16 protein-coding genes are annotated in these 13,386 nt (G+C 63.5%); 8 read left to right on the top strand and 8 right to left on the bottom strand.

All coding sequences use genetic code 11. The features are described from left to right. Nucleotides 1-116 precede the first annotated feature (116 nt). The 3 genes from sfnG to IRT45_RS27670 are packed head-to-tail and all read left to right on the top strand — an operon-like array spanning nt 117 to nt 3,050. On the top strand, nt 117-1,235 hold the full coding sequence (gene sfnG / locus IRT45_RS27680; RefSeq protein ID WP_194808788.1) for a dimethylsulfone monooxygenase SfnG: 1,119 nt from the start codon (nt 117-119) through the stop codon (nt 1,233-1,235). Further along, nucleotides 1,232-2,488 carry an SfnB family sulfur acquisition oxidoreductase gene (locus IRT45_RS27675; protein ID WP_194808787.1) on the top strand — a complete coding sequence of 419 codons (1,257 nt, stop codon included), beginning with the start codon at nt 1,232-1,234 and terminating at the stop codon, nt 2,486-2,488. Before sfnG ends, IRT45_RS27675 begins: the two co-directional genes overlap by 4 nt. Nucleotides 2,489-2,525: 37 nt before the next feature. Further along, entirely contained in the window at nt 2,526-3,050 is a 525-nt protein-coding gene (locus IRT45_RS27670; RefSeq protein WP_063006954.1) for a flavin reductase family protein, read from the top strand. Here IRT45_RS27670 and IRT45_RS27665 read toward each other — a convergent pair. Together IRT45_RS27665 and IRT45_RS27660 are read right to left on the bottom strand one after the other, a co-directional pair. Continuing rightward, a complete protein-coding gene (locus IRT45_RS27665) occupies nt 3,033-3,704 on the bottom strand; it encodes a hypothetical protein (protein WP_194808786.1) in 672 nt (223 codons plus the stop codon). The two genes, IRT45_RS27670 and IRT45_RS27665, sit on opposite strands and share 18 nt — an antisense overlap. Before the next feature lie 109 nt (nt 3,705-3,813). Then, nucleotides 3,814-4,434: a hypothetical protein gene (locus IRT45_RS27660; RefSeq protein ID WP_194808785.1), complete on the bottom strand. Its 621-nt coding sequence runs from the start codon at nt 4,432-4,434 to the stop codon at nt 3,814-3,816. A gap of 301 nt (nt 4,435-4,735) precedes the next feature. Between IRT45_RS27660 and IRT45_RS27655 the strand changes: the two genes are divergently transcribed. Continuing rightward, complete coding sequence (locus IRT45_RS27655; protein WP_194808784.1) at nt 4,736-5,416, top strand: hypothetical protein; 681 nt, start codon at nt 4,736-4,738, stop codon at nt 5,414-5,416. Here IRT45_RS27655 and IRT45_RS27650 read toward each other — a convergent pair. Then, the gene (locus IRT45_RS27650) at nt 5,410-6,267 is read right to left on the bottom strand and encodes an SDR family oxidoreductase (RefSeq protein WP_194808783.1); all 858 of its coding nucleotides are present in this window, start codon (nt 6,265-6,267) and stop codon (nt 5,410-5,412) included. The two genes, IRT45_RS27655 and IRT45_RS27650, sit on opposite strands and share 7 nt — an antisense overlap. A gap of 136 nt (nt 6,268-6,403) precedes the next feature. On the opposite strand from IRT45_RS27650, the gene IRT45_RS27645 reads away from it, so the two are divergent. Genes IRT45_RS27645 through IRT45_RS27630 form a run of 4 tightly spaced genes read left to right on the top strand, consistent with a single transcriptional unit; the run spans nt 6,404 to nt 9,469 of the window. Beyond that, nucleotides 6,404-6,955, top strand: coding sequence for a DUF3558 domain-containing protein (locus IRT45_RS27645; RefSeq protein WP_194808782.1), 552 nt, complete (start codon nt 6,404-6,406; stop codon nt 6,953-6,955). Between the two features lie 27 nt (nt 6,956-6,982). Further along, a complete protein-coding gene (locus tag IRT45_RS27640; RefSeq protein WP_194808781.1) occupies nt 6,983-7,363 on the top strand; it encodes a hypothetical protein in 381 nt (126 codons plus the stop codon). Nucleotides 7,364-7,368: 5 nt separating this feature from the next. Next, nucleotides 7,369-8,667, top strand: coding sequence for a hypothetical protein (locus IRT45_RS27635; RefSeq protein WP_194808780.1), 1,299 nt, complete (start codon nt 7,369-7,371; stop codon nt 8,665-8,667). Nucleotides 8,668-8,695: 28 nt separating this feature from the next. Continuing rightward, nucleotides 8,696-9,469, top strand: coding sequence for an ESX secretion-associated protein EspG (locus IRT45_RS27630; protein WP_194808779.1), 774 nt, complete (start codon nt 8,696-8,698; stop codon nt 9,467-9,469). Nucleotides 9,470-9,631: 162 nt separating this feature from the next. Here IRT45_RS27630 and IRT45_RS27625 read toward each other — a convergent pair whose 3' ends face one another. The 5 genes from IRT45_RS27625 to IRT45_RS27605 all read right to left on the bottom strand — a co-directional run bounded on the left by IRT45_RS27625 (nt 9,632) and on the right by IRT45_RS27605 (nt 13,081). Further along, the gene (locus IRT45_RS27625) at nt 9,632-9,895 is read right to left on the bottom strand and encodes a colicin immunity domain-containing protein (RefSeq protein WP_194808778.1); all 264 of its coding nucleotides are present in this window, start codon (nt 9,893-9,895) and stop codon (nt 9,632-9,634) included. A gap of 71 nt (nt 9,896-9,966) precedes the next feature. After that, entirely contained in the window at nt 9,967-10,410 is a 444-nt protein-coding gene (locus IRT45_RS27620; RefSeq protein ID WP_194808777.1) for a hypothetical protein, read from the bottom strand. A 394-nt stretch (nt 10,411-10,804) separates the two neighbouring features. Beyond that, complete coding sequence (locus tag IRT45_RS27615; protein WP_194808776.1) at nt 10,805-11,320, bottom strand: hypothetical protein; 516 nt, start codon at nt 11,318-11,320, stop codon at nt 10,805-10,807. 537 nt (nt 11,321-11,857) lie between these two features. Then, on the bottom strand, nt 11,858-12,343 hold the full coding sequence (locus IRT45_RS27610; protein WP_194808775.1) for a hypothetical protein: 486 nt from the start codon (nt 12,341-12,343) through the stop codon (nt 11,858-11,860). A gap of 243 nt (nt 12,344-12,586) precedes the next feature. Next, the gene (locus IRT45_RS27605) at nt 12,587-13,081 is read right to left on the bottom strand and encodes a hypothetical protein (RefSeq protein WP_194808774.1); all 495 of its coding nucleotides are present in this window, start codon (nt 13,079-13,081) and stop codon (nt 12,587-12,589) included. Between the last annotated feature and the right edge of the window lie 305 nt (nt 13,082-13,386).

Raw genomic sequence — 13,386 nt, 5'->3', positions numbered from 1 at the left:
GTGGAGGTGCGCCGGGTGCACGGTTGCCGCACTCGGCGCACCGACCACGGAGTGCGTACCGAACAGCCCGGCCGTCGGCGCGACCGGGTAAGGATGTCCCAATCACAGGAGTGTCGATGACCACCGAGAAGATCGCCGCGCAGACTCAGTTCGCCTACTGGGTGCCCAACGTCAGTGGCGGGCTGGTGACCAGCACGATCGATCAGCGCACCAGCTGGGATTTCGAATACAACAAGAAGCTGGCGCGCACGGCCGAGAACAACGGCTTCGACTACGCCCTCTCCCAGGTGCGCTACACCGCCTCCTACGGCGCGGAATATCAGCACGAGTCGACGTCGTTCAGCCTCGCCCTCCTGGGCGCCACCGAGCGGCTGAAGGTGATCGCGGCCGTGCATCCGGGGCTGTGGCATCCGGCGGTGCTGGCGAAATTCGGAGTCACCGCCGACCATCTGTCCGGCGGGCGCTTCGCGATCAATGTCGTATCCGGTTGGTTCGGCGGGGAGTTCACCGCGCTCGGGGAGCCGTGGCTCGAGCACGATGAGCGGTACCGGCGCAGCGCCGAATTCCTCGAGGTCGTCCGCAAGTTGTGGACCGAGGACGAGGTGAACTACGCCGGGGACTTCTACCGGATTCGCGACCTGACGCTGAAGCCCAAGCCGCTCAACACTCCGGAGCGGCCGAATCCCGAACTGTTCCAGGGCGGGAACTCGACGGCGGCGCGGCGCAACGGTGGCCGCCACGCCGACTGGTACTTCTCCAACGGCAAGGATTTCGACGGCGTCACCGAACAGATCGAGGACGTGCGCGCGGTCGCGCGCGAGCACAACCGTGAGGTCAAGTTCGGCCTGAACGGATTCATCATCGCCCGCGACACCGAGGCCGAGGCCCGCGACACCCTGCGCGAGATCATCGAGAAGGCCAACCGGCCCGCCGTGGAGGGTTTCCGCGACGCGGTGCAGCAGGCGGGCGCCTCCACGCGGGACGGTAAGGGCATGTGGGCCGATTCCACCTACGAGGATCTCGTGCAGTACAACGACGGCTTCCGCACGCAGCTGATCGGCACTCCGGAGCAGATCGCCGAGCGGATCGTCGCCTACCGCGATCTCGGCGTCGACCTCATCCTCGGCGGCTTCCTGCACTTCCAGGAGGAGATCGAATACTTCGGCGCCAAGGTGCTGCCGCTGGTCCGGGAGTTGGAGGCCCAGCGGGAACCCGAATTGGCGGCGAGTCGATGACTGCCGTCGCCGCCGCGCGGATCACCTCCGCCGCCCAGGCTCACGAGACGGCGGCACGCCTGGCCGCGCAGTTCGCGGTCGATGCGGCCCGGCGCGACCGCGACCGCGAGTTGCCGCACCGGGAACTGGATCAGCTGTCGGCCAGTGGGCTGCTGGCCGTCACCGTGCCGGCCGAATTCGGTGGCGCGGATCTGGCGCCCGCACAGGTGGCGGAGGTGTTCCGGCTGCTGGCGGCGGCGGATCCGAATATCGCGCAGATTCCGCACAGCCATTTCGTCTATCTGAATCTGCTGCGGCTGGCGGGAACTCGTGCCCAGCGGGAACGCTATTTCGGACGAGTGCTGGCCGGTGCGCGGATCGCGAACGCGCAGTCGGAGCGCAGCAGCGCGACCATCGCCGAAATCGGCACCACCGTGCGTCCCGTTGATGGCGAATTCGTTGACGGCGAATTCCGGATCGACGGAACCAAATTCTATTGTACGGGTTCACTTTTCGCGGATCTGCTGGCCGTGCTGACCCGTCTGGACGATCCCGACGGGCGTAGCGGTCTCGATCCCGGCGAGTACATCGCCTTCCTGCCCGCCGATACCGCCGGCGTGACGATCGTCGACGACTGGAACGGCATCGGCCAGCGCACGACGGGCAGCGGGACGGTGACACTCGATGCGGTGCGAGTGACCGCCGACCAGCTGATTCCGCGGGCGGCGGCGGTGCGCGCCCCCACCGGTTACGGCGCCTTCGCGCAATTGCTGCACGTCGCGATCGATGTGGGCATCGCCCGCGGTGCGCTGGACGCGGCCACGGACTTCGTGCGCACCAAGAGCCGCCCGTGGTTCGAGGCGGGGGTCGATCGGGCGAGTGAGGATCCACTGGTGATCCAGCGCATCGGCGAGCTGGCAGTCACCGTGGCCGCCGCCGAGGCGACCTTCGAGGTGGCGGGCCGGACGGTGGATCGCGTTGTCGCGCAGACGAACGTCGGTGACCTCGACACCGAGACGGCGGCCGCGCTCGCGGCGGAGGCATCGATCGCGGTCGCGACCGCGAAGATCACCTCGGACCGGGCCGCGAACGAGGTATCCGCCGCCCTGTTCGAGGTGAGCGGGACCCGCAGTGCCGCGGCGAATCTCGATCTGGACCGGTTCTGGCGCAATGCCCGCACACATACGCTGCACGATCCGGTGCGGTGGAAGTACCAGCACATCGGGCGCGCGGTGCTCAACGGCACCCCACCCCCGTTGCACGGCGTCGTCTGATACGGCGACCGCGAAGTAAGCCGAGAAGTGGGTAACCATGTCTGATCTGATCGAAATACCCGCCGACAGTACGGGTTTGCGTCGCGCTTTCGCGCATTTCCCGAGCGGGGTGGTCGCGGTCTGCGCGGAATTCGACGACGTGCCCGCCGGATTGGTGGTGAGCACCTTCGTGCCCGTATCCCTGGATCCGCCGCTGGTGTCGTTCTGCGTGCAGAACAGCTCGACCACCTGGCCCAAGCTGGTCGGCGCCCAGCGCTTGGGCCTGAGCCTGCTCAGTGCCCACCAGGACGAGGCGGCGCAGCGGATGAGTAGCCGCCACGGTGACCGCTTCGGCGATGTCGACCTGCATCGGGGAGAGGGCGGGTCCATCTTCGTCGGCGGCGCGGCGGCCTGGTTGGAGGGCACCGTGCACACCCAGGTGTCGGCCGGCGACCATCAGGTCGTCCTGGTGCAGATCACTCGCCTGGCGACGCGCTCCCAGCACGAACCGCTGGTCTTCCACGGCAGCCGGTTCCGCCGCCTGCATCCCGGCGCCGATCCGGCCTCAGCCGAGGTCGCGTAACCCGTCCGATCCGGGCCGCGAGGGCCGGAAACAGAGCCGCCGCCGCGGTCCGGGATCGGGAGCGGTGTGATCGAGCACCGTGGAGGCGAGCCCGCGCGCTCGCATCCCCGCGCGGTCCATGTCCTGACTCAGCGCGTCCAGGTGAATCAGCGTGTGCCGTAGCAGAATCGGGCCGATATCGGCCGGTTCGACGCACGCGTCGTGATAGGCCCGCACCGCACGCGGATCCTCCGTGAGTGCGGCGATGCCGCCCAGTCGTACGCGTTGCGTCAATCCGGTCCAGATCCGCTCGTCCTCCGCGTTGCGCAGATCCCGCCAGCCCCCGCGGTAGTCCAGGTCGCGGATGATCGCGTCGGCCGGTTTGCCGGTCCGCGTCTCACCGACGACCGCCCAGAGCGCCAGCAGCCAGCTCAGGGCCCAGAGAACGGTATCCGGCTCGCTGCGGTACAGCGTGTGCAGATCCGACCACGCCTCGTACTGGGTGAGCAGATTGGCCCAGTCGAATACCAAGGTCTCGACCTCGCGCAGTAGCGGAGCGGGCAGGTCGTCGTCCGAGGGCCGCACGATCTCGACCGCGCGCCCGGACACCGGATCGCGCAGTTCGACCATATCGGTCTCGCCTGTGGCGACCCATCTATACGGTTCCCCGGCCATCCTTCGGATTGAGCCACGAATTCGCCGGGGGTGCAAGCGAAAACGCCTGAGAATTCGCCGAAACCGGTGTCGCGGCGCGGCGCGGTCCGCTCCGCGACACCGGTCCGGATCAGGGCTGCCCGCTGACGACCGCGTTGACGGCGTCCAGGAACGGCTGGCCGCCCATCGCGTATCCACCCGCGATGGCGCCGACCACCATGCCGATCGGCCCGGTGATGATGCTGAAGAAGCCCATCCCGAGTACGGCGCCGATCAGGCCGCCGAGCACGCCACCGGCCACCAGGCCGACGACGTTCTGATTGATTTCGTTGGTGAGCCGCGCCATCGAATTGATCGGCTGCATCTCGCCGATCTCGGTGGCGGTGGCCTTGGGCTCGAGCACGACCTTGTGCCCGTCGTCGCTGATGTGTTGCGCGACGTGAACCGTGCTGCCGGCCATCCGGTACGTCAGCGGCACCGTGACGAGGTCGGTGCCGTTGTCGGACTTGAGGGCGACAGCGGTCGCATCCTTGTTCACCTCGAATCGCCCGTGCTCGACGACAGTGGTCAGGACTCGCGAAAAGTCGCTGAGCACAGCGTGGTAGGTGACTCCGCGGTCGGTTCCGGAGGTGGTGATCTCCTTGGCGGCGGCCGGTGGTGCGGCCGGGGGACTGGCGTTCACGGTTCCCGCGGTGATCCCGACCGTGGCCACCGCCAGGATCGAGGTTGCGGCGAACGTGCCGAACTTCATTCAGGATTCCTTCTCACGAGACTTCCGGCCGAACGGCCCGGACGGAAGCTGACAATAACGCGTCGAGCGCTTTTTGCCAGACTCGGGAATTGCGAAACCTCTACGGCGGCAATGTTGCACGATTGTGATCGTCGGGAATTAGTGAAAAAGAAAGATTTCTATTTTCCGACCCTGGGTCCCGCGGTGGCCTCGACGCGAACGGCCGGATCGTGTAAGCATTTGCGAGGTCTGCAAATCCGCAAGTGTTCTTCGATCATCGTTCGGGGTGGTTCGAAGTGTTACCGCTCTGGAGGACGAGTACGTGTCGCGCCGACGTGTTCAAGCCGGTGTCACCCTGACGGGTTTCGTGATTGCCGCTGCGCTGTCGGCGGCATGTCTGATCGCCGCCGCGCTGTCGTTCACCGCCGGGCGTCATCATTCGGACGAAACCCATGCCGCGGCAGCGGTATCACCGACCACCACCGTCGCTCCCGTTGCCGCCGAGGCGCCGGCCCAGCCGCCCGGCACCAGCGTCACCGCCTCGACCTCGGACGAGCCGCTGGTGCTGAACAAAGGCGCCGATCAGAAGCATGAGGGTGAGACGGTGGCCGTCGGCGATTGTGTGGCGGCGGTCGTCGCCGCGACCGACGCCGGTGCTCCCGTTCAGAAAACCGCCTGTGCGAGTACCGATTCGCGTTACAAGATCACCGCCAAGGCCGTCGCGGGCGCGCACTGCCCGGCAGACGCGGATCGCGCGGTGGCCGAGACGCTGCCCGGCGGCGCCACCGACACGCTCTGCCTCGACTTCAACTGGGTCACCGGCAGTTGTATGAATATCGCCGACGGCAGCCCCACTCCCGTCGACTGTGCCACCGCCGCCCCCGGCCGGGTGCGGGTGGTGGAGATCAAGAACGGCACCACCGACGTCAACAGCTGCTCCGACGGTGATCGCGGATTCGTCTACAACGAAAGGCGTTTCGTGGTCTGCGTGACGCACTACTGAGTGCCGCGCGCCGGCGCAGGCAGCAGTTTCGCGAACTCGCGGTTGGCGATTCGCGCCACCACCTCGTACGGCCACGCGAACTTGCGGGCGAACCAGTACCCGATGCGGATATCGGGCGAGGTGTGCACCAGGAAGCGATTGTGCCGGACACCGGCGATGATCCGGTCGGCGACTTTTTCCGGCGTGACCGCATGCCCCTCGAACAGCTTCACCATCCGCCGCACCCGCGGATCGTCGCGATCCACACCGACGATCTGCACGGTGCCCACCAGCGGCGTGCGCACCGCCCCCGGCACCACCAGGCTCACGCCGATGTCGTGGCGCTCCAAGTCGAATCGCAGCACCTCCGACACTCCGCGCAGCCCGAATTTCGCGGCGCTGTAAGCGGCATGCCACGGCAGCGCGAGCAGTCCCGCGGCCGAGGAGACATTGACCAGATGACCGCCGCGTCCCGCGGCCACCATCGGCGGCACGAAGTTCTCGATGATGTGGATCGGGCCCATCAGATTCACATCGACCATCGACTTCCAATGCCGGTGTTCGAGGTTCTCGACCGTGCCCCAGGTGGCGATGCCGGCGATATTCATGACCACGTCGAGGCTCCCGTACTCGTCTTGCACGCGCTTCGCCCACGTGGTCACCGCCTCGTAGTCGGAGACGTCGAGCACCTGCTCCTCGAGCACCTCACCCCCGCCGGCACGGATACCGGCGGCCGTCTCGGCCAGCCCGTCGGCGTCGATATCGGTCAGCACCAGCCGCATCCCCGCTGCCGCGGCAGCCATCGCGGTCGCCCGGCCGATCCCGCTGGCAGCGCCGGTGATCAGGCACTTCCGGCCGGTCAGATCTTTCATCGTCGTCTCCCCTTTTTTACGAACACTGATGTTCACAATAGAGGTTTTTCCGCGCGGCGCCAGGCACCCTAGGGGGCGTCTCGACCACCCCGTCCGGTTGAACCGATTTGATAAAGTCGCCTGACCAGGTGCAAGCATGATCAACCGAAGGGGGCGGACGGTGGCTGCTCGCCGACTCGCGATAGTTCTGCTGGCGGCGGTCGTGCCGGTGCTCGCCGCATGCAACAGCGGAGACGACGGGGGGAGCGGGTCCACGACCAGCGCTGCGGCGGTGAAGTTGTGGGATCCTTGTACGCAGATCCCGGATGATGTGTTGCAGAAGACGGGGGTGGATCCCGCGACGAAGGAAAGCGGGATCGCGGGGGTGCATCAGAGCGGATGGGAGATCTGCAACTGGAAGGGGAAGCAGTACACCGTCAACGTGCTGTCGGGTAAGCGCTCTGTGCAGGAGATCCAGAACAAAGAGGGCAACGTCGACTTTCAGGACGTAGTACTTGCCGGTCGCAAGGGACAGCAATATCGGGTCGAGGGTGCATCCAAAAACGACACGTGCGACGCCGTTTTCGCTGCTCAGCAGGGCATCGTCGAAATAGTGATCACCAACAGCCTCATCGTGGACAATCCCGGTGATCCGTGCGCCACACTGCACAACGTCGGCGAACTGCTTGTCCCGCTGCTGCCGGCGTGATTGTCGACCAGAAGGGGAGGAACAGACATGGCCGGTGAAGTAGAGACGTGGAAGACGTTCGCCGAGCAAGCGCGCGGCGGCGAACTGTATCTGGACAACGAAGCCGTTGCTCGTGAGTGCCTCGCGGCCTGCGACACACGACTGACAGAGCTGCAAGGGCTGTTCAACGTTGCGCAACTGACTCAGCGCGTCTCCGGCTTCGGCGACTTCGACATGGGCCACGCCCTCGAAGGCGGCTACCTGAAACAGGCCACCGGCGAACCGAATTCGGTCGACCAGGTCATCAAGGACCACATCGAAACCGTCAAGAACATGCGCGAGGTGATGGCGCAGTCCATCAAACACCTCACCGGCCAGGACGTCGGCAACGCCGCGCAGATAGCAGCCACCGACCCGGCGGGCAGGTAGTCGTCATGAGTTATTTGCCGGAGGGGTTCGGCGCGTTCGTCGGCGAGGTTCTTACGAACTGGACGCAGGGGCGCGATCCCTCGCATATCCAGAATCCGTACGAATTGCAGGGCAAGTTCAACACCACGCGCGACGGCGTCCGGAACGACGCCCGCGCAATCGGTTTCGAGGGCGATTTCCGCACGCCGTCGGTGCAGACCACCGACAACTTCGAACGGCACGACCTCGCTACCCTGCGCGAGAAGGTCGACAAGATCGACCTGGAGGCGGTCAACAACCTCAAGGATGCCTGGAACAAGATCGGCACCCAGGAAACCGCCTCGTTGACGACGTTCCAGCAGGCAATGAGCAAGGCCACCAACGACGGCATCTGGCGCGGCCAGTCCCGCAATGCCGCGGCGAAGGCAGTGACGGACTACACCTCGCAGGCGTCCAAGGTTGCCAAAGCCGCCGCGCTGACCAGTAACAAGCTGGCGGAGCTGGCGACGGGCCTGGCGCCGACGAAATCGCTGGTGCCGCATGTGCCGGGCCACCGGTCCGGAGTCAGCAACGCGGTGAATCTCGTTGTGGGCAAGGGCTGGCGAGACGATGTCACGGCCTACAACAACGCGTATACCGAGGCCAAGCGTGTGTTGACCACCGTCTACGCCCCGGTCGTCCACGAAAGCGATACCGGCGTCCCGGTCATTCCGAAACCGAACACGCAGGATCCGGCCGGACCGGGCGACCAGCCGCCGCCGACCTCGTGGCGCCCGGGCGGCAACGGTCCCGGACCGTCCGGCCCCGGCGGTACGCACGACACGAACCAGCCCAAACCGGGTGATCAGAACCAGAACGGCCAGGGTTCGAATTCGCAGACGTCGCAGACGAATCCGTCCGGGAACGGCCAATCGGACGGCTCGCAGAATGCCGGCGATCAGGCCCGCACCGATCCCTCGTCGGCGACGACTCCTTCCGGTCTCGCCCCGAGCTCGCTCGGCTCCTCCGGTTCGTCCCTGTCGGGCGGCAGCGGTCTCGGGGGTGGCCTCGGCGGGGCCAACGGCCCCAACGGACACGGCAGCAGTGTGCCCGGCGGAGTCCAGCCCGGTGCGCTGGCCGGAGCAGGCGGACGCGCCGCGGCCTCGGCGGCTCGGGCAGGCGCCAGCGGTATGCCCGGCATGGGTGGCGCCGGGCGCGGCAAGGGCGACAAGGAAGAAGAACGCACCAAGAGCGTCGCCGACTACCTGATCAACCAGGAGAACGGTGACGAGTTGACCGGTATCCCGCAACTTCCGAAGACCGTTCCTCCGGTCATCGGCGAGTAGTGGCGGTCGTGGGCAGGAGTTCGGTGCGATGAGTGATAGAAGATGGCGGTTCGATGCGGCCGAGTTCCGTGTGCTGTGGGATGCGACGGGACGCGATGTGCTGCCGTATCCGCTGGCACACCGGTTCACCGCCGAACCGACGCTGGAGGATGTGAACCGCACGCGACAGCGCATCGCGCAGGTCCTGCTGCCGCAATGGGACGAGGATCTCGACCGTGCCATCCAGGTGCTGTTCGATCCCGAGGTCCGCATCGAGATCGCGGGGTTCCGCGGGCGCGGCCGCGAACACCGGATCCGCGTCCACGCCGCCGTGCGGGATCGCCACGGCGTGATCGCGGTGCAGGAGCCGGGACCGGAGGATACGGTCGGCGGCGCGGTACACCTCTCCATTGTCGAATCCGATCGCGTCGCCGCCGCGGTGATTGCGCAGCTTCCCGAATGTGCTGAGGGACAAGGCAAACCGCTGAACATCCCGGTCGAAGATCTGGAAGCCCCCGCAGCCCACGTCCGCGATCCCTGGCTCGTCGGCCCGAAGGAACAGCTGTCCCGCTTCCTGAAACGCCCCACCACCGCGACCTTCCACATCGCCGCCTACCCATGGGGCAGCCCCGACAATCGGCATACTCAGGGCCGCAAGGACTTCCAGATCACCGATTTCGTCGACGACGGCCGGTACGCGATCTTCGGCGACCGCATCCTGCGCATCAAACCGACCGATTCCAGGCGAATGACCGCACAGGTGCGGGACATGATCACCCGCACCACCGCGGAGGTACGCGAGGGCGTGCATTCGCGCCCCTGATCGGCGAATTCTCCTTCGTCGAGCCACTGCTCGATGTGATCGAGAGTCGTTGCGGGAGGGATTATTTCGTCGTCTTCCGCGTCCAGCAGCCGTCCACGCGCCGGGCACCGTTCTCCCCTGGCGTAGAAGGATTCGCTCGCTGGTGGCGACCCTGAGCGCAGTTCAGAGTGCCCGCAGCCCGTGCAGCGCATCCTGCACAATCCCGCACAGCGCAGCGTCCGTGAGATCCCCATCCTCGCGCTGAGCAGGATCAATGGCGTACTCCTCGAGGGCATAGAACACGCAGTCCAGCAGCCGTCCGAACGACTCTCGCACCCGTTCCCCTGACCGTAGCGAAGTCCGCCGCGCTCTCAACCACGCCCGAGCAAAATCACCCCCGGAAATCGCGCCCGCAACGAACAACTCCATCGAACTCAGTTGTTCCACGACCCCACTGCCGGACGCCACCTCCGATGGCCGTGCCCAGGTCTCGATCCTGTGCACCCGACCACGCCCTTTCAGTAGTCAGAGAAGAAGCCCAAATAGTCATACTCGTCTTCGAGGACCGAAGCGACCGATCGCCCTCTGTGTGCGATGAAGTCGAGGTTGTTTCCGATGGAACCTCGTAACGACGAAATACTTTGGGCTCCGCTGACGTCACATTGCATCCAGGCGAAATATTCGAATCCTGTACTGCAGTAGAATCGCGATTCTAACTGAGCATCATGCAGCAACTCGGAGTACCACCTTTCGATAATCTCTGGGCTGGCGGAGCTGGCGATAGTCGTGTTCGGCCGCGTGGACAACTTGCTGAATGTATCCAGCTGGCTCAGAGCCTCTCGGGGCACTTCTTCGTGCGTCAGAAACTGCTCAACACGAATACCCTTTAGTCGATGGGCGAATGCATCCAGACTCTTCTCCTCACGATGGCGGGCCAGCTTCTTCGCGAGGTCTTCACTCATCGGCCATCCTCTTCGTCATCGTCATCCACACGACCACCGTCGACGCACGCCGTTTTGAAAACTCGGCCCGTGGCGCTTTGAACCGGCAGCCGACACGTGCGGAACATACCTTTTCAGAAAAAGTACTCTTCTGCAACAGCAATCGCAAAGCGAACGAAGGCTACATCAGCTCGCCCGTGAATGCTCACATATAAATCTCCTCGCGATTCATCCTGTCCGCCGACAATCACAATGGGACTGGTCGTACCCTCTTTTCGGAATTCCAACTCATCGCACTCGTCGCTGACGTTAGCAATCGACTAACGGATATCCTGCGTCCGTCGAACACTCTTGAAGTCAACATGAAGCTCTCCGATGCATATTTTCCGACCCGATTCTGAGATAAGTCGATCATTCAGCTGGAACGCCTTCGGTCAAGCTGTTGGGTAGCAGCTTCACGAATTACTTCTTCGTCCGACAGTGACAATCTGTCAATCGCCTTCTGAGCTGCCCGGCCCGGGGTTGGTCCGAGCCCCCATATCGCTTTCACTGCTAGTGCTCTGTGCTCGTCGAATGCAAGGTAGTCGGGTACCCACTGCGTTGCGTGATACAAAGTCTCTGTGAACCGAGGATCCTTGCCGGCGCTGATAACTTGCACGATGTCCTCGTGACTGTGATGCCAGGCCTCGGATTCCAGTTCGCATAAAATTGGCAATGATCGATCGTCGAATCCGAACACGCTGCAAACGATGAGCGACAATTCCAGCTCGTCGGCGTCATTGTGCTCGACAGCCATGTTCAGCAATCTACTGCCGAGCTTGATTCCGTCGGTCTCGCCAAAGTGTACGAGTATCTCGTCCGGTGTGGCGGTGGCCGGTGATCCGGGCGCGCTAACCATTTGTAGAATGAGTTCCTGATCTTCTTTCCTCATAGTGGAATCTCCCTGAAAGCTGAATCCTCAGCACACCTTGATCCGCTCCGACACCAGAAGCGCTGGCCTTCACAAACATTCGGCGATTATAGAAACGATGTCCTTTCACCACGGGCTGCTGCAATTCGGACAGCTCTCGATGTACTTGTGTGTGCGTTACCGTTCGATCATGTCAAGCACGGGGCTGACCGAGGTCTCGATGGTCAGAGTCAAATATCTCCATAGGCAATTCGGGCACGCGACCGGCGTATCGGTAGCCATCACGGCGCCATCGAAATCGGAGTAGTACGGCGCATCTTCGCAGATATCGAGGTCCAAACGCTCGAAGTCCGTTCCATCACTCCAGTGCAAAAACAACGGCAGCGTTGCTCCCCAGGGAAGTGAACATCGATACGGCGAACCGACTCGGATCGACTGAGATAGTCTGCGAGGTCGACACGCCACCGTTGCGCGGTGGATTCAACCCCGACTTCGAGCTCCATCGGAAATAGTAATCGACGGAATGCCGGTCAAATGGTATCTGTTTCGAATCGTGCATTACAGCTGAACGTTCCAAACGCAGCCTTCGCGCAAGAGATCGTCGAAATCTTCCGCGATCACGGTTACCCGAGCACCGGAGCCGGCTGTGAAACTTCGAAAGTCATGAAATTGTGGGCCGCTCGGAGCGAGTTCTTCGCCCCGGACGGCGAGAGAGCGGGTGAGGTCACTGAAGCGAACGGTGCTCGGGATATCGTCATTTCCGTAGTCGATGATCCGCGGCAAGGCTTTCTCCCAGCGTAATCGATGTACAGAAACTATCAGACTGAAGCAGCGCCACTCTCCCTCGACATGCCTAGTGAACCCGGTCTCGAAAAGGCCGTAGTCTCTGCGCATCGTTCTTTTATGTTTGTCCACTTCTTCCACGCACGAATCGCCGTCAAATACTTTATCGAATGCAGTTGAGGGCGACCCGAGAGTCAATCCGAAGATCGACCTTGTCTGAATTGCGCCGGCTACGAAGTCGGTGATCTCGGTTTTTGCCATATGGCTATAGTCCTTTAGTGGACGTATCAGTGAAGTTTGGCGACGCATCAACTCGGTCCGCCAGCGCTCGGCGTTGGTTTTGTCGCCCCAGCCCACCGGCTGCGATAGCGCAAGACCGCTGCGGGAGTAGCGTCCTCGTATCCGAATTCGACACCGCAGCGATCGCAGATCTCGAACGTCGCCGCCTTCCCATCGGGCCCCCACGGGGGTTCACCCTGCACGAGCCCGCAAACTCGGCACGCGTCAGGCGACATGGTCATCGTTACAGTCCATCAAATCGGTCAGTCGACTGTAAGAAAGAGCGTGGCAGAATGACGATGCGACGACCTTCTTGTCTATCCCTTCGAAGCTCATCGAGTCTAGCGGGATGGCTACCGTGTCAATCGCATGTTCGCGCGACCGCTTGATCGCGACAAAACGCTTGGAAAGCATCTCGCTAATTGCCGACTTGCCAGGTTCGGGGTGGCTGCCCCTGAAGTGCGGAGCATAGCTCGGCGTTGCTACGACGAGACGTGGGGCAGTATCGCCGAGGTTGTTCACCAGCACCTGGGCCTGCTTCGGAATTGCACGGAAGCCGTAGCGGTCGTGTGCAAAGACCCCCGGCAATATCAGGGCGTCGCAATCTCGCGTCAGCTCGGGCATGATACCGATGCGAATCTCGACGTGTTTCAGATGTCCCAACGATTCCTCGGTCTCCACGAGTTCGGGCTGATGGGATGCAAATATGACGATTTTCATTCAGCCTCTACGCCGTTGAGCCAGTTGACTACGGTTGCTATCGATGCTTGCCAGTCCTCTTTCGAGCGAAGGTGCTGGCACGACATTTCTTCGCTCTCGAAGTTCTGTACCTGCGCTCGAAAGGATCTTGCCCGACCTCGACGTCTGCTTCCCGGTCGCTTCACGCTTTCTTGGTTGGCTGACCACCAGAACAAGAAGCTATTCGTAGGCCTACGCATTGGCTCGATCCATGGGTGCTCGGACTCTTCGAAACCGGCGTCTCCCTAGGAAGCCGTGTCCAGCAAGTAAGGTGCTAATGGACTGGA

The organism is Nocardia sp. BSTN01 (assembly GCF_015354405.1).
Taxonomy (GTDB): Bacteria; Actinomycetota; Actinomycetes; order Mycobacteriales; family Mycobacteriaceae; genus Nocardia.
This window is presented reverse-complemented; position numbering and strand designations above follow the sequence as displayed.

Bases quoted from the DNA above. Each gene is read 5' to 3' on its own strand.
- IRT45_RS27630 (WP_194808779.1), top strand. From the start codon at position 8,696: ATGAGTGATAGAAGATGGCGGTTCGATGCGGCCGAGTTCCGTGTGCTG.
- IRT45_RS27670 (WP_063006954.1), top strand. From the start codon at position 2,526: ATGTCTGATCTGATCGAAATACCCGCCGACAGTACGGGTTTGCGTCGC.
- IRT45_RS27675 (WP_194808787.1), top strand. From the start codon at position 1,232: ATGACTGCCGTCGCCGCCGCGCGGATCACCTCCGCCGCCCAGGCTCAC.
- sfnG (WP_194808788.1), top strand. From the start codon at position 117: ATGACCACCGAGAAGATCGCCGCGCAGACTCAGTTCGCCTACTGGGTG.
- IRT45_RS27645 (WP_194808782.1), top strand. From the start codon at position 6,404: ATGATCAACCGAAGGGGGCGGACGGTGGCTGCTCGCCGACTCGCGATA.
- IRT45_RS27640 (WP_194808781.1), top strand. From the start codon at position 6,983: ATGGCCGGTGAAGTAGAGACGTGGAAGACGTTCGCCGAGCAAGCGCGC.
- IRT45_RS27650 (WP_194808783.1), bottom strand. From the start codon at position 6,267: ATGAAAGATCTGACCGGCCGGAAGTGCCTGATCACCGGCGCTGCCAGC.
- IRT45_RS27615 (WP_194808776.1), bottom strand. From the start codon at position 11,320: ATGAGGAAAGAAGATCAGGAACTCATTCTACAAATGGTTAGCGCGCCC.
- IRT45_RS27665 (WP_194808786.1), bottom strand. From the start codon at position 3,704: ATGGCCGGGGAACCGTATAGATGGGTCGCCACAGGCGAGACCGATATG.
- IRT45_RS27635 (WP_194808780.1), top strand. From the start codon at position 7,369: ATGAGTTATTTGCCGGAGGGGTTCGGCGCGTTCGTCGGCGAGGTTCTT.
- IRT45_RS27605 (WP_194808774.1), bottom strand. From the start codon at position 13,081: ATGAAAATCGTCATATTTGCATCCCATCAGCCCGAACTCGTGGAGACC.
- IRT45_RS27620 (WP_194808777.1), bottom strand. From the start codon at position 10,410: ATGAGTGAAGACCTCGCGAAGAAGCTGGCCCGCCATCGTGAGGAGAAG.
- IRT45_RS27660 (WP_194808785.1), bottom strand. From the start codon at position 4,434: ATGAAGTTCGGCACGTTCGCCGCAACCTCGATCCTGGCGGTGGCCACG.
- IRT45_RS27610 (WP_194808775.1), bottom strand. From the start codon at position 12,343: ATGGCAAAAACCGAGATCACCGACTTCGTAGCCGGCGCAATTCAGACA.